Source organism: Bosea sp. NBC_00550, assembly GCF_026020075.1.
Taxonomy (GTDB): Bacteria; Pseudomonadota; Alphaproteobacteria; order Rhizobiales; family Beijerinckiaceae; genus Allobosea.
The window spans coordinates 5,632,289-5,658,115 of record NZ_CP102772.1; the positions used below are offsets into that span (position 1 = coordinate 5,632,289).

At 67.3% G+C, this 25,827-nt stretch carries 22 protein-coding genes, 1 pseudogene and 1 riboswitch; of the genes and pseudogenes, 15 read left to right on the forward strand and 8 right to left on the reverse strand.

The genetic code is table 11. The annotated features are described in order from the left end of the window. Positions 1-82: 82 nt before the first annotated feature. The 3 genes from NWE53_RS26765 (at position 83) to NWE53_RS26775 (ending at position 2,169) form a co-directional block, all read left to right on the forward strand. Entirely contained in the window at positions 83-1,528 is a 1,446-nt protein-coding gene (locus NWE53_RS26765) for a DEAD/DEAH box helicase (RefSeq protein WP_265052321.1), read from the forward strand. A 93-nt stretch (positions 1,529-1,621) separates the two neighbouring features. After that, positions 1,622-1,891 carry a translation initiation factor IF-1 gene (gene infA, locus NWE53_RS26770; protein WP_047578165.1) on the forward strand — a complete coding sequence of 90 codons (270 nt, stop codon included), beginning with the start codon at positions 1,622-1,624 and terminating at the stop codon, positions 1,889-1,891. 11 nt (positions 1,892-1,902) lie between these two features. Then, the gene (locus tag NWE53_RS26775) at positions 1,903-2,169 is read left to right on the forward strand and encodes a hypothetical protein (protein WP_265052322.1); all 267 of its coding nucleotides are present in this window, start codon (positions 1,903-1,905) and stop codon (positions 2,167-2,169) included. A 230-nt stretch (positions 2,170-2,399) separates the two neighbouring features. Here NWE53_RS26775 and NWE53_RS26780 read toward each other — a convergent pair whose 3' ends face one another. Both NWE53_RS26780 and NWE53_RS26785 read right to left on the reverse strand, forming a co-directional pair. Then, the gene (locus NWE53_RS26780) at positions 2,400-2,993 is read right to left on the reverse strand and encodes a hypothetical protein (RefSeq protein ID WP_265052323.1); all 594 of its coding nucleotides are present in this window, start codon (positions 2,991-2,993) and stop codon (positions 2,400-2,402) included. A 177-nt stretch (positions 2,994-3,170) separates the two neighbouring features. Further along, complete coding sequence (locus NWE53_RS26785) at positions 3,171-4,466, reverse strand: cell wall hydrolase (RefSeq protein ID WP_265052324.1); 1,296 nt, start codon at positions 4,464-4,466, stop codon at positions 3,171-3,173. A gap of 235 nt (positions 4,467-4,701) precedes the next feature. Between NWE53_RS26785 and NWE53_RS26790 the strand changes: the two genes are divergently transcribed. Further along, entirely contained in the window at positions 4,702-5,934 is a 1,233-nt protein-coding gene (locus tag NWE53_RS26790) for an MFS transporter (RefSeq protein ID WP_265052325.1), read from the forward strand. A 99-nt stretch (positions 5,935-6,033) separates the two neighbouring features. Next, positions 6,034-7,020, forward strand: coding sequence for an acrylyl-CoA reductase (NADPH) (gene acuI / locus NWE53_RS26795; RefSeq protein ID WP_265052326.1), 987 nt, complete (start codon positions 6,034-6,036; stop codon positions 7,018-7,020). 66 nt (positions 7,021-7,086) lie between these two features. On the opposite strand, the gene NWE53_RS26800 is transcribed toward acuI, so the two are convergent. From NWE53_RS26800 to NWE53_RS26810, 3 genes are all read right to left on the reverse strand, one after another. After that, positions 7,087-7,749, reverse strand: a complete 663-nt coding sequence (locus NWE53_RS26800; RefSeq protein ID WP_265052327.1) for a DJ-1/PfpI family protein — start codon at positions 7,747-7,749, stop codon at positions 7,087-7,089. 31 nt (positions 7,750-7,780) lie between these two features. Next, positions 7,781-7,861: riboswitch (ZMP/ZTP riboswitch) on the reverse strand. Positions 7,862-7,904: 43 nt separating this feature from the next. Further along, entirely contained in the window at positions 7,905-8,804 is a 900-nt protein-coding gene (locus NWE53_RS26805; protein WP_265052328.1) for a LysR family transcriptional regulator, read from the reverse strand. Positions 8,805-8,889: 85 nt separating this feature from the next. After that, on the reverse strand, positions 8,890-9,867 hold the full coding sequence (locus NWE53_RS26810) for an L-threonylcarbamoyladenylate synthase (protein ID WP_265052329.1): 978 nt from the start codon (positions 9,865-9,867) through the stop codon (positions 8,890-8,892). A 174-nt stretch (positions 9,868-10,041) separates the two neighbouring features. On the opposite strand from NWE53_RS26810, the gene NWE53_RS26815 reads away from it, so the two are divergent. Further along, on the forward strand, positions 10,042-11,817 hold the full coding sequence (locus NWE53_RS26815; protein ID WP_265052330.1) for an acyl-CoA dehydrogenase: 1,776 nt from the start codon (positions 10,042-10,044) through the stop codon (positions 11,815-11,817). Between the two features lie 17 nt (positions 11,818-11,834). Here NWE53_RS26815 and NWE53_RS26820 read toward each other — a convergent pair whose 3' ends face one another. Next, positions 11,835-12,629 (reverse strand): class I SAM-dependent methyltransferase, encoded by a 795-nt coding sequence (locus tag NWE53_RS26820; RefSeq protein ID WP_265052331.1) that lies wholly within the window; start codon positions 12,627-12,629, stop codon positions 11,835-11,837. Between the two features lie 284 nt (positions 12,630-12,913). Between NWE53_RS26820 and NWE53_RS26825 the strand changes: the two genes are divergently transcribed. The 4 genes and pseudogenes from NWE53_RS26825 (at position 12,914) to NWE53_RS26840 (ending at position 17,503) form a co-directional block, all read left to right on the forward strand. Further along, on the forward strand, positions 12,914-13,795 hold the full coding sequence (locus NWE53_RS26825) for an SDR family NAD(P)-dependent oxidoreductase (protein ID WP_265052332.1): 882 nt from the start codon (positions 12,914-12,916) through the stop codon (positions 13,793-13,795). Continuing rightward, entirely contained in the window at positions 13,779-14,639 is an 861-nt protein-coding gene (locus NWE53_RS26830) for an SDR family oxidoreductase (RefSeq protein WP_265052333.1), read from the forward strand. The genes NWE53_RS26825 and NWE53_RS26830 overlap by 17 nt, the downstream gene beginning before the upstream one ends. Positions 14,640-14,718: 79 nt before the next feature. Then, on the forward strand, positions 14,719-15,708 hold the full coding sequence (locus tag NWE53_RS26835; protein ID WP_265052334.1) for a magnesium transporter CorA family protein: 990 nt from the start codon (positions 14,719-14,721) through the stop codon (positions 15,706-15,708). Between the two features lie 33 nt (positions 15,709-15,741). Next, positions 15,742-17,503 (forward strand): annotated as a pseudogene (locus NWE53_RS26840) (SLC13 family permease). Between the two features lie 29 nt (positions 17,504-17,532). Here the strand turns inward: NWE53_RS26840 and corA are convergent. Both corA and NWE53_RS26850 read right to left on the reverse strand, forming a co-directional pair. Beyond that, entirely contained in the window at positions 17,533-18,591 is a 1,059-nt protein-coding gene (gene corA, locus NWE53_RS26845) for a magnesium/cobalt transporter CorA (RefSeq protein WP_265052335.1), read from the reverse strand. 112 nt (positions 18,592-18,703) lie between these two features. Then, positions 18,704-19,750: a cysteine synthase A gene (locus NWE53_RS26850; RefSeq protein WP_265052336.1), complete on the reverse strand. Its 1,047-nt coding sequence runs from the start codon at positions 19,748-19,750 to the stop codon at positions 18,704-18,706. Between the two features lie 140 nt (positions 19,751-19,890). Here NWE53_RS26850 and NWE53_RS26855 point away from each other — a divergent pair, with 140 nt between their 5' ends. The 5 genes from NWE53_RS26855 to NWE53_RS26875 all read left to right on the forward strand — a co-directional run bounded on the left by NWE53_RS26855 (position 19,891) and on the right by NWE53_RS26875 (position 25,748). Continuing rightward, positions 19,891-21,126 carry a class I SAM-dependent RNA methyltransferase gene (locus tag NWE53_RS26855; RefSeq protein ID WP_265052337.1) on the forward strand — a complete coding sequence of 412 codons (1,236 nt, stop codon included), beginning with the start codon at positions 19,891-19,893 and terminating at the stop codon, positions 21,124-21,126. Between the two features lie 15 nt (positions 21,127-21,141). Further along, positions 21,142-22,554 carry an FAD-binding oxidoreductase gene (locus tag NWE53_RS26860; protein ID WP_265052338.1) on the forward strand — a complete coding sequence of 471 codons (1,413 nt, stop codon included), beginning with the start codon at positions 21,142-21,144 and terminating at the stop codon, positions 22,552-22,554. 265 nt (positions 22,555-22,819) lie between these two features. After that, complete coding sequence (locus NWE53_RS26865) at positions 22,820-23,893, forward strand: ABC transporter substrate-binding protein (protein ID WP_265055040.1); 1,074 nt, start codon at positions 22,820-22,822, stop codon at positions 23,891-23,893. A 91-nt stretch (positions 23,894-23,984) separates the two neighbouring features. Further along, entirely contained in the window at positions 23,985-24,785 is an 801-nt protein-coding gene (locus NWE53_RS26870) for an ABC transporter ATP-binding protein (RefSeq protein ID WP_265052339.1), read from the forward strand. A gap of 186 nt (positions 24,786-24,971) precedes the next feature. Then, positions 24,972-25,748 carry an ABC transporter permease gene (locus NWE53_RS26875; protein WP_265052340.1) on the forward strand — a complete coding sequence of 259 codons (777 nt, stop codon included), beginning with the start codon at positions 24,972-24,974 and terminating at the stop codon, positions 25,746-25,748. The last annotated feature ends 79 nt before the right edge of the window (positions 25,749-25,827 follow it).

Sequence of the window (25,827 nt, forward strand, 5' to 3'; positions counted from 1 at the left end):
GATATCAAGGCCGGATACGGGCCGGCGGCGCAGCCGAAACCACATGCGCCCCCCGTCATCACGGCGCCCAGAAAGCTACTTCTTGACCAAGTTCACTGATCTCGGCCTCGCCGAGCCGCTGCTCAAGGCGCTCGCGACCGAGGGTTATGAGACGCCCACGCCGATCCAGGCCCAGGCGATCCCCCACATTCTGAAGGGCCGCGACCTGCTCGGCGCCGCCCAGACCGGCACCGGCAAGACCGCTGCCTTCTCGCTTCCGATGCTGCACCGGCTGCTCGGCAAGCCGCGCCAGATGCCGCAGCGTGCGGTGCGCGTGCTGATCCTGTCGCCGACGCGTGAGCTCGCCGCCCAGATCGAGACCTCGATCCGCACCTACGCGCAGTTCACCACGGTTCGTTCGACGGTGATCTTCGGCGGCGTTCCGGTCGGCAAGCAGATCCGAGCCCTCGGCGACAAGATCGACATCCTCGTCGCCACGCCCGGCCGCCTGCTCGACCTCGTCGACCAGCGCGCCGTCTCGCTGCGCGAGATCGAGTTCCTCGTCCTCGACGAGGCCGACCAGATGCTCGACCTCGGCTTCATCCACGCGCTGCGCCGCATCTCCACGCTGATCCCGAAGGAGCGCCAGACGCTGCTCTTCTCGGCGACCATGCCGAAGCCGATCCGCGAGATCGCCTCCGCCTATCTGACCGATCCGGTCGAGGTCGCCGTGACCCCGGTTGCGACCACCGCGGAGAAGATCGACCAGCGCGTCATCTTCACCGAGCCGAACGACAAGCCGGCGCTGCTGGCGAAGACGCTGAGCGTGCCGGAGATGGAGCGGGCGATCGTCTTCACCCGCACCAAGCACGGTGCAGACAAGGTCGTGCGCCAGCTCGATCAGGCCGGCATCGAGGCGGCGGCGATCCACGGCAACAAGAGCCAGGGCCAGCGCGAGCGTGCGCTCGGCGCCTTCCGCGACGGTAGCTTGCGCATTCTCGTCGCGACCGACATCGCCGCCCGCGGCATCGATGTCGACGGCATCAGCCATGTCGTGAACTACGACCTGCCGAACGTGCCGGAGACCTATGTTCACCGCATCGGCCGTACCGCGCGCGCCGGAGCGGCCGGCGTTGCCATCGCCTTCTGCACGCCGGAAGAGCGCGGCGACTTCGCCGCCATCGAGAAGCTGACGGGCATCAAGCCGACGCCGGTCGGCGATGTGCCTTACTGGGATGGCCGCACGCCCAAGAAGCCGCAGCAGAATCGTGGCGGGCGCGGTCAGCAGCAGTCTCGCCCGCAGGGGCAGGGCCGTCCGCAGGGTCAGCCGGGCAAGCGTTCCGAACAGGGCGGCCACCACCATGCCGGTGGCGGCGCACGCCAGGAGCGCCATGAACGGCCGCGCAATCCCGAGCGCGCCCCGCGTCCCGAGCAGGCGGCACAGCGAAAAGACGGTGCTTCGGCAAAAGAAGGGCTTGGCGGCGTCGCGTTCTTGCAGCAAAGAACACAGCAACCACGCACCAACGGCGCCCGGCGGCGCGCGCGCTGACGCGCGATCGGCCAGAACAGGGCGGGCCTCACACCGGTTTTCTGACCGGGCGATGGCCCGCTTCCGCGCCAAAGGGCTCACGAAGGACGACAGATGGCGAAAGAAGAACTGCTTGAATTCGACGGCACCGTGGTTGAGGTGCTCCCGGACGGCAATTACCGGGTCAAGCTCGACAACGATCACGTGATCCTGGCCTATGCGGCCGGCAAGATGAAGAAGAACCGCATCCGCACCATCGCGGGCGACCGCGTAATCGTGGAAATGTCGCCTTACGATCTCGATCGCGGCCGCATCAACTTCCGCCAGAAGACGGCCGGTCCGGCCCCCGGCGGTCCTCCGCGTCAGAACTTCCGCCGTCGCTGAGCGATCTGCCGATGCGCCTGTCGCGAAATGAGCTTCTCTTCATCGCGCTGGGCGCCATTCTCGGTGCCGTGGTCGCTTACGCCGCGAAAGCCGGCTTCGTCGTTCAGGACGGAGCCTTTCCGCCTTTCGTCATCGTGCTGCTCGGCCTGGGGCTGACCGAGCTGCTGCTCGGTTATGTGGCCGGCCGTTCGCCGGGCACGTTGGTCGGCATGCCCGCCCGCTTCCTCGCCTTCGTCGTCGGGGTCGGCGTCTTCCTGCTCGGCGGCAAGTTCGTCTGAGCTGCTGCGGCGCGAAACACAGCTTTCGTGATGCTCGGGCTCGTCCCCAGCATCTCGCAAACCCGTGTTCTTCCTCCAGGACAATCTCGGTTCTAGGCTCGCTCCACCCGGAAAAGAGGACGCTTTCCCCGCGAGAAAAATGACCAAGAAAAAACCCCGGCGCGAGGCCGGGGTGAAAGTGGTCGTTTCCGTGGTAAAAAAGGGTCTGCGTAAAACTCTGCCCGACCGGCTCAGTAGCCGGCGCGGGACCAATACTGCGAGCCTTGGCTGACCAGGACCTGGCGCTGCCGCGTCTCGTAGACGGCGGGGATTTCTTCCCGCACGACTTCGGTAGGACGCACCATCACCTTGCGCTGACGCTGCGTGTAGACGGCCGGAACCATCTCGTATTCGACGGTCGCCGGCGAAACCTCGACCCGGCGGCTCTGCACGCCATATTGCGCGGGCACCACGACCCAGCAGCCGACCATGTTGCCCCAGGCGTCGCGGCTCACATCCCAGCGGCGGGTGGCCGGCGCGATCAAAACTGTCTCGGTCACCGTGTCGTAGACCGCAGCGCGGCGGTGCCCGATGCGCCGCTCCGGCGCGATCATTACATTGTCGGTCACGGTCTCGTATTCGGCGGGGACGACACGGTGCTGCGTCTGCGCCGGACGAACCTGGTAGGTCTCGTTGACCGTTCCGTAGACCGGCGGCGCGGTGACGAGGTTGTAGCAGGCGGAGCCGCGGCAACCGCCGGCCTGTGCGGCCGAGGCGCCGATGAGAAGAGCCGTCGTGAATGCAGAGGCTGCAATGATCCGGGATGACGAGAGCGAGCGCAGCATGTTGGGCCTGACCTGTCGGTTCCGGCGTCAGCGCGCCGTTCGTTGAGGTCAGGAAGCCCGCTTGAAGTGATGAACGCAAGGTAAACGCTAAAACAAGGTAAAATTAACCAAGTCCGGCCTTGTGCCAATTTCACTCACATTGCCTTCAAGTGAATGGAAACGCTCGATTTTTAGCGATCAGGTCTGGCCCGGCCGAAGCTGGTAGAACACGTGCTGGCCGATCGTGTCCATCTTCTTCAGCTTCTTTGCCCAGTACGGCCGGACATAGTTCGCGTGGTAGTGCGTGGAGGCGCCGACCTCCGGCAGGTAGGTCGTCCCGTCATAGACCTCGCGCGCGATCCTGACCGCGTCGCGCCAGGGACCGGGCTCGGTGATCCGCAGCGACTTGCCCTCGCAGGTGAAGGTGAACTGGCAGGCGAGGTAGCGGTTGCTGTTCTGGTAGACGACGCCGCAGACGCTGCTCGGATAGAGGCCGCTCTTGGCCCGGTTGAGCACCACCTGCGCCACCGCGGCCTGTCCCAGAAGCGATTCCGAACGCGCCTCGAAATAGACCGCTTCCGCCAGGCAGCGCTGTTCCTTCGCCATGTTTTCCGGCGCGATCAACGCGGTGTAGTCCTGCTTTACGCCGGGCTCGGCCAGGCGCAGGTCGCGGTTGGTCGGGGCGAGCGCGATGCGCCCGCGCTGCTGCGGCGCGCCGTGGGAGGGCAGGGCCGGCGGCGTGAGCGTGCCGATGACCGAGCCGACCAGCGGCGTCGACGAGGATTGCCGGCTCGCCTCCTGCACGGAAGGCGAGGAGCCGTCGATGCTTTCCAGATGGAGCTCGGCCTGTCGCGCCGAGGTGATCTTCGGCTTGAGCGAGACCGGCGAGGAATCCGACAGCGCCGGATCGGTCAGCCCTTCCTCGTTGGCATAGGGCTCGAAACCTGTTTGAGGGCCGTCGACGGCTTCCGCAGCGCGCATGGCGTCGATCGAGAAGCCGCCCGAGATCAGCTTCGGCTGGGTGTCGCCGAAGACGACGCGTTCCAGTTCGACTGAAGGATGTTCGGTGAGGCCGGGCCGCAGGTTCGGCAGCAGGTCGCCCTTGGCGCTGCGGTCGACCTCGGGGAAAGTTGCCACTGTGCGCTTGAGGTCCTCGCGCGGCGCGCGGGGATCGACGACGACGCGCCGCTCCGGATCCTCGAAGGAGAGCTTGGCCTGGGTGACAGCGGAGGTCAGCGCAAGGCCGGGCAGGCGGAAGGCGCTGGCTGCGACCAGCATCGACGGTCCTTCGGCGAGTTCCGAGGCCGGGCCGGGCGCGGCCCGCACGATGGCGCTGGAGGGCAGGCCGGTCGGCCCGAAATTCTGGCCGGCAGACGCGGTGAAGGAGACGAGCAGCCCGACCGACAGCGCCCAGGGCGCGACCGTGTTCGCGGCCCATTTGATGCCGAGGGGGCGCGCACCTCGCCCATGCCTGTGCTGACGCCAATGACTCAAAGCGACACACCCGTCCCGATCGCACGGAACGAAGACGCAGCCGACAACCCGCGCGCCTTCGTTGGAATCCGTTATCGCCTCGGTAAGGTTGAGCGGCGGTTAACGCCGCCGCCATGCGCGCCATTCCATGCCGCTCCGTGATGCCAAACGTCACGAAATCGCGCTGGTTGGCGCCTGGACAGGGCGATAACGTGTAGCCACACATTTGACTCGTCGCGACTCCCCGGAGATATCCATGACGCCTGCTCCAGCGCGCAGCTACGCACCGGAGGTCATCGTTGCCGCCGGCTGCCTGATCGCCCTGATCACCTTCGGGCCGCGAGCCAGCGCCGGCCTCTTCCAAATTCCGATGACGCTGGAGTTCCACTGGGGCCGCGACACCTTCAGTCTGGCACTCGCGATCCAGAACCTGCTCTGGGGCCTCGGCGCGCCCTTTGCCGGTGCGATCGCCGATCGTTACGGCACGGTGCGCGTGCTCTGCGTCGGCGCGCTTCTTTATGCAGCGGGCCTCGTGACGATGGCCTATGCCACCACCCCGCTCCAGCTCCATTTCGGCGCGGGCGTGCTGATCGGCTTCGGCCTCTCTGCCTGCTCGTTCAACCTCGTGCTCGCCGCCTTCGGCAAGCTCCTGCCCGAGCAATGGCGGCCGATGGCCTTCGGCGCCGGCACGGCGGCTGGCTCCTTCGGCCAGTTCCTCTTCCCGCCGATCGGCAACATCCTGATCGACACGTTGGGCTGGCAGCAGGCGCTGGTGGTCTTCGCGTTCACGCTGCTGCCGATCCTGCCGATCTCGATCGTCATGGCGACGCGCAAGACGGGCGCTGCGGCAGGCACCGCCGCGGCCAATCTGCCGAACCAGACGATCGTGCAGGCGCTGACCGAGGCCTTCAAGCATCGCAGCTACGTGCTGCTGGTGCTCGGCTTCTTCACCTGCGGCTTCCAACTCGCCTTCATCACCGTGCACATGCCGGCCTATCTCAAGGATGCCGGCCTGCCGGCCTGGGTCGGCGGCTGGACGCTGGCGGTGATCGGCCTCGCCAACGCGGTCGGCTCGCTCTCCTCCGGCTGGCTCTCGACGCGGATGCCGAAGCGCCATCTGCTGGCCTGGATCTATCTCGGGCGCGCCGTGGCGATCGCCGCCTTCATCATGCTGCCGCCGAGCCCGACGACCGCGATCACCTTCGGCGTCGTCATCGGCCTGTTCTGGCTCTCGACCGTGCCGCCGACATCCTCGCTGGTCATGCTGATGTTCGGCACGAAATACATGGCAATGCTCTATGGCTTCGCCTTCTTCTCGCATCAGGTCGGCGGGTTCCTCGGGGTCTGGCTCGGCGGCGTGCTCTACGAATCGATGGGCAACTACCAGTTCGTCTGGTGGCTCTCGGTCGCGCTCGGCGTCGCCTCGGCGTTGATCAACCTGCCCATCGTCGAGCGGCCGGTACAAAGGCCGGAGGCGCAACCGGCCTGATCCGGAACACGCTTGGGCGCACGATTTGCGGGGTTGCGGCGGCGGGCCGCCGCTGCAACCTTGTCGGTCGTTGCGCTTTCAGCGGTTCGGGAGACGGTGATGACGACGTTCAAGGCCCTCGTGGCGACCAAGGGCGAGGCCGGGCCGAATCTCGCCTTCACCGATTTCGCCGAGAGCGACCTGATGGAGGGCGACGTCACCGTCCGCGTCACCCATTCCACGGTGAACTACAAGGACGGGCTCGCGCTCACCGGCAAGGCGCCGGTGGTGCGCCGCTGGCCGATGATTCCCGGGATCGACTTCGCCGGCCGGGTCGAGGCCTCCGACAACCCTGATTTCAAGCCCGGCGATCTCGTCGTCCTCAATGGCTGGGGCACCGGCGAGACGCATCTCGGCGCCTACGCCCAGAAAGCCCGCGTCAAGGGCGACTGGCTGGTGCCGCTGCCGGAAGGGCTGACGCCCGCCGAGGCGATGGCGGTCGGCACCGCCGGCTACACCGCGATGCTCTGCGTGCTGGCGCTCGAAAGGCATGGGCTCAAGCCTGCCGATGGGCCGGTCGTGGTCACCGGCGCGGCGGGCGGTGTCGGCTCGGTCGCGATCACGCTGCTGGCCAAGGCCGGATGGCACGTCATCGCCTCGACCGGCCGTGCCGAGGAGGCCGACTATCTGAAGAGCCTCGGCGCGGCCGAGATCATCGATCGCAACGAGCTCGCCGCGCCCGGCCGGCCGCTCGGCAAGGAGCGCTGGATCGCGGGTGTCGATGCTGTCGGCTCGCATACCCTGGCGAACCTGCTCTCGATGACGAAATATGGCGGCGCCATCGCCGCCTGCGGCCTGGCGCAGGGCATGGACCTGCCGGCTTCCGTCGCGCCCTTCATCCTGCGCGGCGTCGCGCTGCTCGGCGTCGATTCGGTGATGTGCCCGAAGCCGCGCCGGCTCGAAGCCTGGCAGCGCCTCGCGGCCGATCTCGACCGCGACAAGCTCGCCCTGATCACCACGACGATCCCGCTGGAGGCGGTGATCGAGACGGGCAGGGCCATCGTCGAGGGCAAGGTGAAGGGCCGCGTCGTCGTCGAGATCGGCTGATATTCCGGCTGAGACTTTGACAATGAGATGGACCGCTACCAAGCGCGCTGACGCACGAACAGCGATCTAGCCAAGCCGCGCTCCGGCGCGGCGTGTCACGGCTTCGCGCGCTTCCTGGAAGGCAGCGGTGTCGGCGCGGACGGACGCGATCAACTCGGCCGGTGCCGTCGCGGGAGAGCCTCCACTGAAGGGCGGCTGCGGATCATATTCCATCTGTAGCTGCACTTTTCGCGCGCGCTCTTCCCCGAAGACGCTAGCTGCGAGGGAAAGCGCGAAGTCGATTCCGGAGGTGACGCCAGCGCCGGTGATGCGATTGCGGTCGTAGACGACGCGCTCGGCGACCGGCTCTGCTCCGAGCAGGCTCAACTGCGGCAGCGAGAGCCAGTGACAGGTGGCGCGGTAGCCTCTCAGGAGTCCCGCGGCGCCGAGCACCAGCGAGCCGGTGCAGACGGAGGTGATGTAGCGCGCGCTGCTGGCCTGTTCGCGGAGGAAAGCGAGGACGTCCTCGTCCTCCATCAGCGCGCCCTGACCCGGGCCGCCGGGAACGAACAGGATATCGGCCTGCGGGCAGGTCCGGAAATCGGCTGTCGGCAGGATTGTCAGCCCGTTGGCGTCCCGGACAGGCTCGATCGTTTTCCAGACCAGATCGATCTTGCACTCGCGGAAGCGCGCCAGAACTTCGAACGGGCCCGTCAGATCGAGTTGGGTCAGGCGCGGATAAAGAAGCATCGCAATCTGCATGAGCTTGTCACCGTCGAGAGGATGAGGCCCAGGCGCGCGGCTCGTGCGTTCGCGTTTCCCGATGGTGACCCATCTTGCTGCGCCAGTCGCGCGAACAGGATGAGTGTAGAGCGCTCGATTCGAACGAGCAACGCGGCTTTCGCCTACCCCTCGAAAAGCGCCCGCTGCCGGGCAAGCTCGCCGCTGCAGAAATCCATGAAGGCGCGCACGCGCGGGACGTGGCGGATGTCGGGATGGGTCAGCACCCACAGGCCCGTCGCGAAATCGGCGTTCGGCGGTGAAAGTCGCGTAAGTTTCGGCCGCTGGTCGGCGATGAAGCAGGGGACCGGGCCGATGCCGAGGCCATGCTCGACCGCTTCCGCAATGCCGAGCACGGCCGAGCTCTTCAGCGCGATCCGCTCCGGCGCGACATGTTCGCGCACGAAGCGGGCGGCCTTTACATGCGAGAGCTGGTCGCCGAGAGCGACCCAGTCGCGCTGGTAGAGCAGGGTCGGGTCGGCTTTTTCCTCGGCCGTCACGCCATCCTCGCTGCGGCCATAGATCGCCCAGGCGATGGTGGCGATGCGCCGGCCGACCAGCGTCTCGCCCGGGGTGTCGCTCGCTCGGATGGCGATGTCCGCGTCGCGCTTCGACAGGTTGAGCGCCTGGTTGCCGACGACGACATCGAGCCGGATCAGCGGATGCGCCCGGCGAAAGGCGGCGAAGATCGGCAGCAGCACGTTCTGATAGAGCGTGTCGGTGGTGGTGATGCGCAGTTCGCCCGAAGGGGCGACGTCCCGCCCGGCGAGGCGGCGGGCGAAGGCGGTGACGTCCTCGTCCATGCGGATCGCCAGCGCCGCCATCTCGGCGCCGGCGACGGTCGCGACATAGCCGGTCTTGCGCCGCTCGAAGAGCGGCATGCCGACGATCTCCTCGATCTGTCCGAGGCGCCGGAACACCGTGGAATGGTTGACCGACAGCGCTCCGGCCGCCCCGGTCAGCCCGTCATGATCGGCGATCGCCTTGACCAGCCGGAAATCGTCCCAGGCGAGCTTGGCATTCATTGTTGTTGCTTCCTCCAGCGCCCACGCAAGCCGAAATCTTGCATCGATGCAAGCTGGAGGAATTCAAATCCGAGAGAGCGGAGTGCTAGCGCGGTGCCGCCGCGCGCCGCAGCCGGTCGTTGATGGCCTCGCCAAGTCCGTGCTCGGGGATGCGCGCGACGGCGATCGTCCGGGGGCCCATCTCGTCGAGCCGGCGCATATAGCCGAAGAGATTGCTGGCGGCCTCGCGCAGGTCGCCGGCCGGGCTGAGGTTGAGCGAGGCCGGGACATCCGGCCCCGGCCCGAAGCCGAGCCAGGCCTCGCCGTCTTCAGGTGCATCGGCATCGAGCCGGACCCGCGCCGCCGGCGCATAATGGGAGCTGAGCATTCCCGCCGCGATCGGCGCATTCCCGGCTTCACCCGCCAGCACCAGCGGGCGCCCGATCAGATGCTCGATGGCCGCGCGCGGCACGCCGCCCGGCCTCAGCAGCCGCGGCGCACCGTCAAGGCAAGCGACGATGGTCGATTCCACGCCGACCTCGGTCGCGCCGGCATCGATGATGGCGTCGATCCGTCCGTCGAGATCGGCGAGGACATGCTGGGCGCTGGTGGCGCTGATCCGGCCGGAGCGATTGGCTGAGGGTGCGGCGATCGGCCGGCCGGCCGCTTCGAGAACGGCATGCGCCACGGGATGGGCCGGCACGCGCAGCGCGACGGAGGGCAGGCCCGCCCGCGCCAGTTCGCTCACCGTGCAACCGGATGATGCGGGCACGACCAGCGTCAGCGGCCCAGGCCAGAAGGCTTGCGCCAGCGCCAACGCATTGGCGTCGAACAGTCCCTGCCGGCGCGCGCTGGCGAGATCGGGCAGATGCGAGATCAGCGGGTTGAAGCTCGGCCGCTCCTTGGCGGCATAGATGCCGGCGACGGCCGTGCCGGAGGTCGCATCGGCCGCGAGCCCGTATACGGTCTCGGTCGGCATCGCGACGAGCCCACCATCGCGCAACAGCGCCGCCGCCTCCGCGATGCCGGCGGCGTCGGCTGAGAGGAGCTTGGTCGGGCGGGGGGCGGGCAGGGCTTGGCTCAAGGCGAGATTGACCGGGTATCGTTTACATATAAACTAACTGGCGGGCACGACACGGAACGAAGGTCGCGCTTGGCCAGCGTGGCATAGGCGATAGTTCCTCGCTACCATCGCGGCAACGGCAAAAGCGGGCTGCGGCGTCCTTCAGTGTCAGCGCCGGCCTCAGGGAGACGACCTATGAGCTATCGCGCCCCGGTTTCCGACATGCTCGCCACCATGCGCCATGTCGCAGGCCTCGACCGGCTGATCGGCGACGGGCTGACCCCGGAGCTGGAGGGCGGCGTCACCGAGGCCGTGCTGGATGAAGCCGCGAAATTCGCCGCCGACGTCATCGCGCCGCTGAACCGGGTCGGGGACGCCTATGGCTCGAAGCTTAAGGACGGCGCGGTCACCACCCCGCCAGGCTGGAAGGAAGCCTACAAGGCCTGGGCCGACGCCGGCTGGAACGCGCTGCCGGGGCCGGAGGCCTATGGCGGGCAGGGCCTGCCGACCCTGCTGCAATCGGCCTGCATCGAGATGTGGAACTCGGCCGCCTTCGCCTTCGCGCTCGGCCCGCTGCTGACAGTTGGCGCCATCGAGGCGATTTATGCCCATGGCTCGGATCATCTCAAGGAGACCTATCTCGCCAAGCTCGTCTCGGGCGAGTGGATGGGCACGATGAACCTGACCGAGCCGCAGGCGGGCTCGGACCTCAATGCGCTCCGCAGCAAGGCCGAGCGCCAACCGGACGGCACCTACCGCATCACCGGCCAGAAGATCTTCATCACCTATGGCGAGCACAACCTGACGGACAACATCGTCCATCTCGTCCTGGCGCGCCTGCCTGATGCCCCTCCCGGCACGCGCGGCATCTCGCTCTTCCTCGTGCCCAAATATCTGGTCAATGCCGATGGCTCGCTGGGCGCGCATAACGACCTGCGCTGCTCCGGCATCGAGCATAAGCTCGGCATCCACGCCTCGCCGACCTGCTCCATGGCTTTCGGCGACAAGGACGGCGCGATCGGCTGGCTGATCGGCGAGGAAAATCGCGGCCTCGCCTGCATGTTCACGATGATGAACAACGCCCGGCTCAATGTCGCGCTGCAGGGGGTTGCCATCGCCGAGCGCGCCTATCAGCAGGCGCTTGCCTTCGCCCATGATCGCAAGCAGGGTGCGGCGCTCGACGCGCCGAAGGGCGCGCCGATGAGCTCGATCATCGTCCATCCCGACGTTCGCCGCATGCTGATGGACATGCGCGCCAAGACGCAGGGCGCGCGGGCGATCTCCTATCTGGTGGCGGAGGCGCTCGACCGCTCGCATCGCGAGACGGACGAAGCCGGGCGCAAGGTGGCCGCCGAGCGCGCCGCGATCCTCACCCCCGTCGCCAAGGCCTATGCCACCGATATCGGCATCGACGTCGCCTCGACCGGCGTGCAGGTCCATGGCGGCATGGGCTTCGTCGAGGAGACCGGCGCTGCCCAGCATCTGCGCGACGCCCGCATCGCCGCGATCTATGAGGGCACCAACGGCATCCAGGCGATCGACCTCGTCACCCGCAAGCTGCAGCTTTCGGGCGGGGACGCGGTCCACGCGCTGATCACCGAGATGCGCTCTGTCGTCAGTGAGGTCGAGCGCGCCAACACGCCGGGCTTCGGCCATACGGCCGCCCGCCTCGGCGCAGCCGTCGATGCCCTGGAGAGCGCCACCGAATGGATGCTGGGCGCGATCGGCACGAAGCCGGCGGACGCGCTGGCCGGCGCGACGCCCTACCTCAAGCTCTTCGCGCTGGCGCAGGGCGGCACGGGACTGGCGAAGAAGGCGCTCGCGACCCGCTCCGAGGCGGACGGCACCGGCGATCTCGCCACGGCCCGCTTCTATGCCGAATGCATCGCGACCGAGGCGCCGGCGCTCGAACTCGCGGTGACGGAAGGCGCGGGCGCCATCGCCGACGCGGCTGCGGTCTTCGCGGCGTGAGCGCTGCGGCGTCCGGTTCAGGCGGCCGCGCCCTTGCGGGCGCGGATATGCAGGAAAAGCGGCGCGATCAGCGTATCGGCCAGATAGGGCCTGGCTTCCGCGGTCCGCGCATCGACGCTCGGCTCGGCCATGTGCTCGATCGTGAGGCCGGCGGCGACGATCATCGCGACCCATTCGCTCAGCGTGCGGTGGAAGCGAGGGACGCGGAAGGGCTCGACGCCCGCCTTCTCGTGCTCGGGCGCCGCGCCGAAGCGCCAGACCTCGATCGCTCCGGCGGGATCGCTGAAATACTCGGTGATGAGCAGCCCGGTCACGTTGCCCTGCGCATCGCGCAGGACCTTGCGGTTCGGCGGCGCGAAGCAGGGATGCAGGATCGAGAACTGCAGAAAACCGCCGGGCCTCAGCACGCGCGCGGCCTCGGCGATGCCGAGATCCTGCCGATGCATGTCCATCAGCGACATGAAGGCGGTGGCGAAGTCGAAGCTGTCGTTGGCGAAGGGCAGGGCGGTGCCGTCGCTCTCCAGATAGGTGATGCCCAGCGGCGCCTGCGTTTCGGCCTCGCGGGCATGGCGGATGAAGGTCGGCGCGATGTCGATCGCCGTCATCCGCGCCCCGCGCTCGGCGAGCTTGCGCGTATTGCCACCTTCGCCGCAGCCGATGTCGAGGCCGTTCAACCCGGCGATATCAGGCAGGTTCGCCAGGAAGACCGGGGTGTTCTGCAGATCGCGATAAAGGTCGTAGCCGGCGCGGGCATGCCGCGTCCAGGTTTCGGCATTGGCCTCCCAGCACGCCGCTACATGCGTTCTGTCCATGATGCTGCTCCGCTGCGAGGGGAGCGGGGCTATAGAGCAGAGGGCGGAGCGTGGCTAGCTCGTTTTTGTTCAATCCGCGCAGTCATTCCGGGGCGCCGCGAAGCGGTGAGCCCGGAACCCAGAACCGACGCCTTGTATAAGGAAGCGTGCGGAGACGGATCGTTTCCTTGTCCAAGCACATCGGTTCTGGGTTCCGGGCTCTTCGCTTGCGCGAAGCCCCGGAATGACGATAGCGCCTATAAAATCGCGCAGTCCGGATCGGCAGCCTGGCGGAGCCTGGAGCCATGACCGCCGTTTCTCCCCCGCTCGCCGGCCGCATCTGCCTCGTTGCGGGCGCATCGCGTGGACTTGGGCGGGGCATCGCGCGGGCGCTGGGCGAAGCGGGCGCGACGGTCATCGTGACCGGGCGCTCCAGCGAGGCCGGTCCGCATACCGACCAGCGGCCGGAGACCTTCGAGGACGCCGCGCGCGAGGTCGAGGCGGCCGGCGGCAAGGGCCATCCCTATCGCTGCGACCACACCAGCGAGCGGGAGGTCGACGGGCTCGTCGCCTGGGCGCTGCGCCGTTTCGGCAGGCTCGACTGCGTCGTCGATGCGGTCTGGGGCGGTAACGAGGGCTATGACGGCGAGCGTTATCCCGATGGCTCGGCCTTCGGCACGCCCTTCTGGCGCCGCCCCGCCGCACGGCTGGGCGAGAGCTTCGAGAGCGGCGTCTATGCGCAGCTCCTGCTGGCACGGGCTGTGGCGCCGGCCATGGCGCAGATGCGCTCCGGTCTCATCGTCACCGTGAGCTTCGATACCGAGACCGGCTATCTCGGCGACGTCTTCTACGATCTCGCCAAGGCGGCGATGAATCGGTTGAGCTTCGCGATGGCGCAGGAACTCAGGCCGTTCGGAGTGACCGCGCTCGGGCTCTCGCCCGGCCATGTCCTGACCGAGCGCGTCCGCGACGCGGGTCTCGCAGCCGAGACGACCGAGACGCCGCTCTATGCCGGCCGTGCCGTCGCGGCGCTGGTGGCAGATCCCGAATTGGCGCGCCATGCGGGCCGAGTCCCCCATGTCGCCGATCTCGCGCGCGAATACGGCTTCACCGACCGGGATGGCTCGCAGCCGGGCCGCTACGTCATTACGAACGAACAGGGAGGCGGCGATGTCGCTCAAGGGTAAGACGCTCTTCATCACCGGTGGATCGCGCGGCATCGGGCTCGCCATCGCCATCAAGGCGGCGCGCGACGGGGCGAACGTCACGATCGCCGCCAAGACCGCCGAGCCGCATCCGAAACTGCAGGGCACGATCTATACCGCTGCCGCCGAGATCGAGGCGGCCGGCGGCAAGTGCCTGCCGCTGATGGTCGACGTCCGCGACGAGCAGAGCGTCGCGGAGGCGATCGCCAGGACCGCCGAGACCTTCGGCGGCATCGACATTGTCGTGAACAACGCCAGCGCGATCTCGCTGACCAACACGCAGATGACCGACATGAAGCGCTTCGATCTGATGCAGCAGATCAATACGCGCGGCACCTTCATGGTCTCGAAATACGCCATTCCCCAGCTGGAGAAGGCCGAGAATCCGCATATCCTGATGCTCTCGCCGCCGCTCGACATGAAGACGCACTGGTTCGCGCCGCACCTGGCCTATTCCATCGCCAAATACGGCATGAGCCTGTGCGTGCTCGGCCTCGCCGGCGAGCTCGCCTCGAAGGGCATCGCCGTCAACGCGCTCTGGCCGCGCACGACGATTGCCACCGCCGCCGTCCAGAACCTGCTCGGCGGCGACAAGATGGTGCAGGCGAGCCGGACGCCTGAGATCCTCGCCGACGCCGCACACATGATCTTCTCGAAGCCTTCGCGGGAGTTTTCCGGCAACTTCCTGATCGATGACAGCTTCATGGCCGGCGAGGGCGTCACCGACTTCACGCCCTATCGCGTCGATCCCTCGGTGCCGCTCATGCCGGACTTCTTCGTGCCGGCCGACAGCAAGCCGCCGCAGGGCGTCAAGGGCGGGGTCTGAGGCGTCGCCGGTTTGACATCGCCCTCGGATCAGCGTTCCTGCCGGTCTCCATCCTGACCGTGCAGCGAGATTCGTGCCCATGCTGATGATCCACGGCATCTGCCCCGATTCGCGCAACAAGCTTCGCCATGCCGAGCTCGGGCTCGATGAGGCCTTTCCGGCCGAGGCGGTCTGGATCGACCTGCTCAACCCGACGCCCGAGGAGGACCGGCGGGTCGAGCAGCATCTCGGCATCTCCATACCGACACGCGAGGAGATGCACGATCTCGAGCCTTCCGAGATCATCTATACCGAGAACGGCGCGCGCTACATGACGGCGCGCGTCATCTGCCAGTCCGAGACGATCGTCCCCAAACTGGCTGATGTCACCTTCATCCTGACCGAGAAGGCGCTGGTGACGGTGCGCTATGACGAACCCGGCGCCTTCAACATCTTCCTCAACCGCGCCACCAAGCCCGGCGGCTGCGGCCCGCAGCCGGAAGCGGTGCTCGACGGGCTGATCGAGGCGATCGTCGACCGCGCCGCAGAAGTGCTGCGCGGGGTCGGCGACAAGGTCGACATGGCGTCGCGGCGAATCTTCGCCGGCCGCGGCCAGGATGTCGAACGGGGCGGCGTCTATCAGGTGGTGATCCAGCATATCGGCCAGCACGAGCACATCATCTCGAATGTCCGGGAGAGCATGATGTCGGTCGAGCGCGTGCTGCTGTTCCTGTCCGCCAACTACACCCGGCCGAAGAAGGCGCAGACCGGCTTCTCGGCCGAATGGCGCTCGGCCGTGCGCGACGTGCAGGCCATCGAGGAGCACGCCACCTTCCTCTCCAACAAACTGCAGTTCATGCTGGACGCCACGCTCGGCCTCGTCTCGATCGAGCAGAACAAGATCATCAAGCTGTTCTCGGTCGTCTCCGTGGCGCTGATGCCGCCGACCCTGATCGCCTCGATCTACGGCATGAACTTCAAGACGATGCCGGAGTTGGAGTGGCAATGGGGATACCCCCTGGCGATCGGGCTGATGATCCTGTTCGCCGTGCTGCCCTATCTGCTCTTTCGCTGGAAGAAATGGCTCTGAAGCCAGGCTTGCGGCGGCTGCCCTGACGACCGGATGACCCAGCCTCAGATTCTCTCCGTTCTCCTCGTCGCCGGCATGATGGCGGCCTTCCTGTGGGGCCGCCTGCGCTACGACATCGTCGCGATGCTGGCGCTGCTGCTCGGCGTCGCGCTCGGATTGGTCCCGACCGCGGACGCCTTCAAGGGCTTTTCGGACGACATCGTCATCATCGTCGGCAGCGCGCTGGTGCTGAGCGCCGCCGTGGCGCGCTCCCGCATCATTGAGCGGCTGTTCGCCAGGCTCGGCTCGCGCCTGAGCTCGACACAGCTGCAGGTGCCGCTGCTCGTCTTCATGGTCGCCATCATGTCGGCGATCATCAAGAACATCGGCGCGCTCGCGATGATGCTGCCGATCGCTTATCAGCTCGCACGCAAGGACGGGAAATCGCCTTCGGTCTTCCTGATGCCGATGGCCTTCGGCTCGCTGCTCGGCGGCATCGTCACGCTGGTCGGCACCTCGCCGAACGTCATCGTCGCGCGTGTGCGGCAGGAGCTTGGCGGCGAGCCCTTCCGGATGTTCGATTTCGCTCCCGTCGGCATCGTCGTGGCGCTGGCGGGCTGCATCTTCCTCAGTGTCGGCTACCGTTTGCTGCCGCGCGACCGGCGCGGCGCGGTCTCGCTCGATCAGGCGATCGACATCAAGGATTATCTCACCGAGGCGAAGCTCCGCCGGCAGGACGGTCGCCGACCTCAAGGCCATCGCCGGCAGTGGCGCCGAGATCGTCTCGATCCTGCGCAACGAGCGGCGCGTGCAGGCGCCGCTGCCGGATGCGGGCCTGCGGGCCGGCGACATCCTGCTGCTGCGCGGCGACGCCGCCGTGCTGGAGCGCGTCGTCGCGGAAGGCGGGCTCGATCTCATCGGCAAGGACCGCCCGACGCAGAAGGGCGACGCGCTGGACCCCGACCGCATCGCCGAGGCGATCGTCGGGCCGGATTCGGTGCTCATTGGTCAGTCGGCCGGCGACATGGCGCTGCACAGCCGTTTCGGCGTCAACATGCTGGCGATCAGCCGTTCCGGCGAGCGCTTCAGCCAGCGGCTGCGCGACATCAGGCTGCGAGCCGGCGACATCGTCGTCATCCAGGGCGACGAGAAGCTCCTGCCGGAGAAGCTCTCGGAACTGGCGCTACTGCCGCTTGCCGACCGGCTCGTGCCGCTGGGCTCGACACGCCGCGTGGTGCTGACCGTGACGATCGTGCTGGCGGCCATCATAGCTCTCGCCGCCGGCTTGGCACCGGTGCCGCTCGTCTTCTTCGCGGCGGCTGTCCTGCTGATCGCCTGCCGATGCGTGCCGCTGCGCGAGGCTTATCAGAGCATCGACGCGCCGATCCTGCTCATGCTGGCGGCGCTGATCCCGGTCAGCGACACCTTGCGCAGCACGGGCACCACCGATCTCTTCGCCTCCTGGCTCGCCACGATCGGCGGCGGGTTGCCCGGCTGGGCCTCGGTCGCGCTGATCCTGGTGGCGGCGATGGCGGTGACGCCCTTCCTCAACAACGCCGCGACGGTGCTGGTCATGGCGCCGATCGGCGCCGGCTTCGCCAAAAATCTCGGCTACAATCCCGATGCCTTCCTGATGGCGGTGGCCATCGGCGCCGCCTGCGACTTCCTCACGCCGATCGGCCACCAGTGCAACACGCTGGTGATGGGGCCGGGCGGCTATCGCTTCGGCGACTATGCCCGTCTCGGCGCCCCGCTTTCGCTCATCGTCATCCTGCTGGCCGTGCCGATGATCCTGCTGGTCTGGCCCCTGCGCTGACGGGTAACGCCCTCGGAAATCGCCGCTCGCTACAGCCAGCCATTGCGCTTGAAGCGCCAGTACAGGATGGCGCAGGACGTGACGATGACCGAGAGCACGGCGTAGTAGCCGTAATGGAGTTCGAGTTCCGGCATGTTCTTGAAATTCATGCCGTAAACGCCAGCGACGGCCGTCGGGACCGCCAGGATGGCGGCCCATGACGCCAGCCTCTTGGTGATCGCATTCTCCTGGCCCTGGCCGACGAGCAGGCTCGCTTCGAAAGCGAAGGCCAGCACCTCGCGCAAACTGTCGATCTTCTCCTGCACGGTGCGGACATGGTCGGTGACGTCCCGAAACATCGGCGCGAGCGTCGGCCGCACCTGCGGCACGCTGCCATTGGTCAGCCGCTGGCAGACATCGACCAGTGGCGCGATGGCGTTGCGCAGGCGCAGCAGGTCGCGCCTGAGCATGTAGAGCCGCTCGATATCGGCGCGAGCCATCGGCCTGGCGAGAACCATGTCCTCGATCTCCTCGACCTCTTCATGGATCGCCTCGAGCACCGGCATGTAGTTGTCGACGATGAAATCGAGGATCGCATAGAGGATGAAGTCCTCGCCCTTCGCCAGCGAGGTCGGGCAGGTTTCCCAGTGCTGCCGGACCGATGTGTACGAGGTCGAGGCACCGTGGCGCACGCTGACGATGTAGCCGCGGCCGACGAAGATATGCGTCTCGCCGAAGGCGATACGGCCCTCGATCAACTGCGCGGTGCGCGCCACCACGAACAGGGCGTCGCCATATTGCTCCAGCTTGGGGCGCTGATGGGCGTTCGTCGCGTCCTCGACCGCCAGGGGATGCAGGTTGAACTGCTGCTGCACGCATTTGAGCAGGGCGGCTTCGGGTTCCAGCAGCCCGATCCAGACGACATGGCCGTCTTTCTGCGCCCAGTCCCCGGCTTCCTCCACCGGAATATCGGCGATGCGGACGCCATGGGCATAGACGCTCGATGCGACGACGCCGGCCGCATGGACGTGGCCCGGTTCGGCGGCAGCGTCACGGGGCCGTTGTTCCGGAGCCACCGAAGCGGCGAACCTGACATTCGAGACTGCCATGCGACCACCTCGTCGATCGCGGGATAACCAAAGGGCAGGCTAGAACTGTTGCAGCCCGGTGGAAATCACTTTTCTGGCAAAATGACCCGGGTGCCGGCGGGTCCGCCGACTCTTACGCCAGCACCTTCGACATGACCTGCTTCAGGCTGGAATCGTCCCGCTCCAGCCAGCCCGGCACCGGCAGGTCTTTCGAGCGCAGGAATTCCGGGTTGAACAGCTTCGACTGGTAGCGCGTGCCGTAATCGCAGAGCACGGTCACGATCGTGTGGCCGGGGCCCATCTGCTTCGCCAGTCGAATCGCGCCGGCGACGTTGATGCCGGACGAGCCGCCGAGACAGAGTCCCTCGTGCTCCAGGAGATCGAAGACGATCTGCACCGCCTCCGCATCCGGGATCTGGAAGCCGGCATCGACAGCCAGACCTTCGAGGTTGGCGGTGATCCGCCCCTGGCCGATGCCCTCGGTGATCGACGAGCCTTCCGATTTGAGCACGCCGCTCGTGTAATAGGAGTAGAGCGCCGCGCCCATCGGGTCGGCGAGCCCGATCATCACCTTCGGATTGCGCGCCTTGAGGGCGATGCCGACGCCAGCGAGCGTGCCGCCCGAGCCGACGGCGCAGATGAAGCCGTCGACCTTGCCAGCCGTCTGATCCCAGATCTCCGGGCCGGTCGTGTCGATATGGCCCTGACGATTGGCGGTATTGTCGAACTGGTTGGCCCAGACGGCGCCGTTCGGCTCGGTCTTCGCCAGCTCTTCGGCGAGCCGGCCGGAAACCTTCACATAGTTGTTCGGGTTGGCGTAGGGCGCGGCCGGCACCTCGACCAGCGTCGCGCCGGCGAGCCGCAGCATGTCCTTCTTTTCCTGGCTCTGCGTATCGGGGATCACGATCACCGAGCGATAGCCCAGCGCGTTGCCGACGAGCGCGATGCCGATGCCGGTATTGCCCGCCGTGCCCTCGACGATGACGCCGCCCGGCTTGAGCTGCCCCTTTGCCTCGGCGTCGCGGATGATGGCGAGCGCGGCGCGATCCTTCACCGACTGACCGGGATTCATGAACTCGGCCTTGCCGAGGATGGCGCAGCCGGTCTCCGCCGAAGCGCGCGCGAGCTTGATGAGCGGGGTGTTGCCGATGGCTTCGATGACGCCGTCGCGGATGGTCATGGCGAAATTTCCCAATTCGTCCTCGACCTGATAGGCGAAAGCCTTGTTCCCGTCATCAGCAGGCCGGCGCCGTGCCGGAAATTGTCATCATGCCCGCCGTCCGTACGAATCCGCCGCAGGGTTCCGCACCGAAACTTGACATGAACGAGACGCTGGTCATCGATCGCCTCGGACAGCGCGGCGACGGCGTCGTGCAGGCGCCTTCCGGCCAGGTGTTCGTGCCCTATGCGTTGCCGGGCGAGACGGTGCGTGCCGTGGTCGATGGCGAGCGCGGCCAGCTCGTCGAGATCATCGCGTCCGCTTCCCGCATCGCCGCGATCTGCCCGCTCTTTACCCGGTGCGGCGGCTGCGCCGCGCAGCACATGGCGCCCGGCCTCTATCGCGAATGGAAGCGCCAGCAGGTCGTGACGGCACTGAGCCGCGCCGGCGTCGAGGCGCCTGTCGCCGATCTGATCGATGCCCATGGCGAGGGCCGTCGCCGCGTCACCTTCCATGCCCGCCGGCAGGGCGAGACCATGTTGGTCGGCTTCATGGCGGCGCGCAGCCATGAACTGATCGCCGTCGAAGCCTGCCCGGTTCTGGCGCCGGGGCTGGCGCGGGCGCCGGCCGTCGCGCAGATGCTGGCGAACCGCATGGGCGGAGCGAACAAGCCGCTGGATATCCAGATCACCGCCTCCGAAGCCGGGCTCGATGTCGATATGCGCGGCCATGGCCCGCTCGGCGACAAGCTCAGGCTCGCCTTGACCCAACTCGCGGAACGGCTGGATCTCGCACGGCTCTCCAACCATGGCGAGATCGTCGTCGAGCGTCGCCCGCCCTTGCAGCATATGGGCAAGGCCCTGGTCGCGCCGGCCGCAGGCGGTTTCCTGCAGGCGACGGCAGCTGGCGAGGAGATTCTGGCCGGGCTTGTCATGGCGGCGCTGCCGAAGGGCAAACGCGTCGCCGATCTCTTCGCCGGCTGCGGCCCGTTCAGCTTCCGCCTCGCCGAGCGCATGCAGGTCCTCGCCATCGAGAGCGACAAGGCGGCGACGCTGGCGCTGAGCCGGGGAGCAGGGGCGACGCAAGGCCTCAAGCCCGTCACGACCGAGACGCGCGATCTCTTCCGCCGTCCGCTGCTGGAGCATGAGCTCAACGGCTTCGACGCCATCGTGCTCGATCCGCCGCGCGCCGGTGCGGAGGCGCAGGTCAAGCGATTGGCGGCCTCGAAGGTCAGGGACGTGATCTACGTCTCCTGCGACGCCGGCAGCTTCGCGCGCGACGCTGCGACGCTGGCTGCGGGCGGATATGCGCTGGAAGGCGTGACACCGGTCGACCAGTTCCGCTATTCCGCCCATGTCGAACTTGTCGGCGTCTTCCGGCGCGGCAAGAAGGGCTGAGGGCAGGGCTTCAGGATGAGTGCAATTCTCGATCGCATGGCCGGTATCGTCGGTGCGAAGAACATCATCACCGATGCCGACGCGATGGTGCCCTATCTCAAGGAGTGGCGCGATCTCTTCCGTGGCAAGGCTCAAGGCATCGTTCGCCCCGGCTCCACAGCTGAGGTTGCCGAGCTGGTGAAGCTCGCGGCCGAGACCGGCACGACGCTGGTGCCGCAAGGCGGCAATACCGGCCTCGTCGGCGGCCAGATCCCGACCGCGGATGGCAGGGAGGTCATCCTCTCGCTGCAGCGCCTCGACAAGGTCCGCACCGTCGACACCGAAGGCGATACGATGATCGTCGAGGCCGGCGTCACCCTGAAGCGGGCGCAGGATGCGGCCGAGGCTGCCGGGCGCCTGTTCCCGCTCTCGCTCGCTTCCGAGGGCTCCTGCACGATCGGCGGCAACCTCGCCACCAATGCCGGCGGCACCGCCGTGCTCGCCTATGGCAATGCCCGCGAACTCTGCATGGGCCTGGAAGTTGTGCTGCCGGACGGCCGCATCTGGAACGGGCTGCGCCAGCTCCGCAAGGACAACACCGGCTACGATCTGAAGAACCTCTTCATCGGCGCCGAAGGCACGCTCGGCATCATCACGGCCGCGGTGCTCAAGCTCTTCCCGCTGCCGGCGGCGCGCGCCACGGCCTTCCTCGCCGTGCCCAGCCCGGAAGCGGCGCTGGAGCTGCTGAACGATGCCAAGGCCGGCGCAGGCGGCACGCTCACCACCTTCGAGTTGATGCCGCGCGTCGGGCTCGAATTCGTCCTGCGCCACGCCTCCGGCGCGCGCGACCCGCTCTCGGAGCCGTCGCCCTGGTATGTACTGATGGAGGTTTCGGCTCAAGTTGCCGCCGGGCTCGACGAGCATGTCGAGGCCTTCCTCGGCGACGCCCTGGAGAAGGGCATCGTCACCGACGCTGCACTCGCCGGCTCGCTGACCCAGCGCGCCGATTTCTGGAAGCTGCGCGAGATGATGTCGGAGGTGCAGACCTATGAGGGCGGCTCGATCAAGCACGACGTTTCCGTGCCGATCCATGCCACGCCGGAGTTTCTGAAGCGCGCCATCGCGGTGGTGGAGGCGATGGTGCCGGGCTGCCGGCCGGTGCCTTTCGGCCATCTCGGCGACGGCAACATCCATTTCAACATCAGCCAGCCCGTGGGCGCGGACAAGGCCGCCTATCTTGCCCGCTGGAGCGAGATGAACGAGGCGGTGCATGCCATCGTCACCGAGCTGCATGGCTCGATCTCGGCCGAGCACGGCATCGGCCGCCTCAAGCGCGACCTGTTGCCGGGCGTGAAGGATCCGGTCGAGCTCGATCTGATGCGCACGCTGAAGAAGACGCTCGATCCGAAAGGGATTCTGAACCCGGGCTCGGTGCTGGCGCAGGGCTGAGCCCGCTGGGCGCACGTCATGCTCGGGCTTGGCCCGAGCATCTGGCGCAGGAGGTTCCAGCGCCTCGTTCAGCCGGAGGTCCCCGGGTCTGCGCTTCGCTCCGCCCGAGAATGACGGCAGCTTAATGAGCAGCCTGCCGCGCGCAAATACTCCTCCGAGCTTCTCTGCCTAAAAAAATGGCAGGACCAGTCTTCCGCCTGATTGACCGCTTTTCGCCGCGTCTCTAGCCTTCGGCCCATAAAGAAAACATGAGGGGTTGGCTGGAATGATCGGCGTGGCGCGGATGCTGTCGAATTGCGCATGGGCGAAGGGCTTTGGGCCGACGCGGCGCAGCCTTGTCGGCGCGGCTTTGGTCGGAGCGGCTGCGTTGGCCGGCGCGATGCCCGCGGCCGCCCAGACCCCTATCAAGTTCACGCTCGACTGGGTCTTCCAGGGGCCGACCTCGCCCTTCCTCGTCGCGCTCGACAAGGGTTACTACAAGGCCGAGGGGCTCGACGTCACGATGGATCCCGGCCAGGGCTCGGCCGGCGCCGTCCAGCGCGTCGCCACAGGCGCTTACGACATCGGCTTCGCCGACGTGAACTCGCTGATCGAGTACAACGCCAAGAACGCCGGCAAGGAGATCCTCTGCGTCTTCATGGCCTATGATTTCCCGCCCTTCGGCGTCCATGCGCTGAAGAAGAGCGGCATCGCCAAGCCGGGCGATCTCGCCGGCAAGAAGCTCGGCGCCCCCGTCTTCGACGCCTCCTTCCGGCTGTTCCCGGCCTTCGCCAAGAAGGTGGGGCTCGACGCCGCGAGTGTCCAGCACGTCAACCTGACGCCGCAATTGCGCGAGCAATCGCTGGTCCAGGGCACGGTCGATTTCATCTCCGGCCACTATTTCTCGTCGATCCTCGACCTGAAGGCGCGCGGCGTGAAGGCGGAGGACGTCGTCTCGTTCAACTATTCCGACTTCAAGATGGACGTGTACGGCAACGGCATCATCGTCTCGCCGGCGCTGGCGGCGAAGCCCGAGGTCGTGACCGGCTTCCTGCGCGCCACCGCCAAGGCCTGGAAGGAGGTCGCCGCCAATCCGGCGCTCGGCATCGCCGCCGCCAAGAAGCGCGACCCGCTGATCGATGAGAAGCTGGAAACCGAGCGCCTCGACATGTCGCTGAGGCTGAACGTGCTGACGCCCTTCGTGAAGGAGAACGGCATGGGCGACGTCGAGCCGGCCCGCTTCGCCCGCTCGGTCAAGGACGTCGCCGAAGCCTTCGGCCTGCCTGCGGCTCCCGAGCCGGACAAGGTCTTCACCGGCAAGTTCCTGCCGCCGAAGGCCGAGCGGATGGTCGCGCCCTGACCGCTGCCGTCATGGCCGGGCCTGACCCGGCCATCTCCTTGGAGCCCTTCCTTCCCGAGATTCTCGGGGCAAGCCCGAGAATGACGCCCGGATGGCCGTGACAACAGAACCGCCTCTCGTCGAGCTGCGTCAGGTCAGCCTCGCCTATGGCAGCGGCCCTTCGCGCATGCAGGCGCTGGAGGATGCGACGCTCTCCATCGCCAAGGGCGAATTCATCGCCGTGGTCGGGCCTTCCGGCTGCGGCAAGTCGACCCTGATGAAGCTCGTCACCGGGCTGCTGCCGCCCACCGGCGGCGAGGTACGGGTCCACGGGCAGGTGGTCAAGGGTCCGATCCGCGGCGTCGGCATGGCCTTCCAGGCGCCGACGCTGATGCCCTGGCGCACGACGCTCGACAACATCCTGCTGCCGCTCGAGGTGGTCGAGCCGCACAAGCGGCGCTTCCGCGCCAACAAGGCCGAATATGTCGCGCGCGTCGAGGCGTTGCTGGCCTCGGTCGGTCTCGGCGGCTTCGGCGAGAAATACCCGTGGCAGCTCTCGGGCGGCATGCAGCAGCGCTCCAGCCTGTGCCGGGCGCTCATCCACGACCCCGACATCCTGATGCTAGACGAGCCCTTCGGCGCGCTCGACGCCTTCACGCGCGAGGAGCTCTGGGGCGTGATGCAGAAGCTCTGGATGGAGCGCCGCTTCACCGCCGTGCTCGTGACGCACGACCTGCGCGAGGCGGTCTATCTCGCCGACACCGTCTATGTGATGAGCCGCCGCCCAGGGAAGATCGTCAAGATCCGCAGGATCGAGCTGCCCCGCCCGCGCACGCTGGAGACGACCTTCACGGTCGAGTTCGTCGACATCGTCCACGAACTGCGCGAGCGCATCCATCTGGAGCATGCGTGACCATGACCTGTGATCATGGACGCTCGCCGTCATTCCGGGGCCCCGCGTCAGCGGCGAGTCCGGAACCCATGAACACGCCGCTGCTTGATGAAGCGCGACGGCGACTTGCGCCTGCTCCGGCTCCCACGGTCTTCATGGGTTCCGTGCTCATGCCTGCGGCATGCCCCGGAATGACGGAGTAGTCCGATGACCGAGACGCAAAGGCGCCTGCTGCTGGTCGCCATGCCCTGGCTCGCCATGATCGGCCTGCTGCTGATCTGGGAGCTGGCCTGCATCGTTTTCGATGTGCCGGAGATTCTGGCGCCGCGCCCGACGCGGATCATCGAGACGATGATCCTGCGCTGGGACATCCTGCTGCGCTTCTGCCTGGAGACGCTCTGGACCACCCTGATCGGCTTCGCGCTGGCGATCGGTTTCGGCCTGCTGCTCGGCCTCGCCATCGGCGCCTCGCCCTTCGTCTATTCGGGTCTCTACCCGCTGCTGATCGCCTTCAACGCGATCCCGAAGGTGGCCATCGTGCCGATCCTGATGATCTGGGTCGGCGTCGGCGCCTTGCCGGCGGTGATCACCGCCTTCGTCATCTCCTTCTTTCCCATCGTCGTGAATGTTGCCACGGGGCTCGCCACCATCGAGCCTGAGATGCGCGACGTGATGCGCTCGCTCGGCGCGAGCCAATGGCAGATCCTGACCAAGGTCGGTGTTCCCCGCGCCATGCCCTATCTCTTCGCCAGCCTGAAGGTCGCGGTGACGCTCGCCTTCGTCGGCTCGGTGCTGTCCGAGACGGTTGGCGGCAATCGCGGCATCGGCTTCCTGATGCTCTCGGCCGGCGCGCGCAACGACGCGCCGACGACCTTCGCCGGCCTGTTCTCCATCGCCATCATGGGCATGGCGCTCTATGCGCTCTGCGCCCTGGTCGAGCGACGGATGACCCGCTGGGCCTTCCGCGGCGAGATCGTCGCCTGAGATTTCCCGGCTGGGCTGCCCTCGGAGCCGCCCCGTCATTCCGGGGCATGGCGAAGCCATGAGCCCGCAACCCAGAACC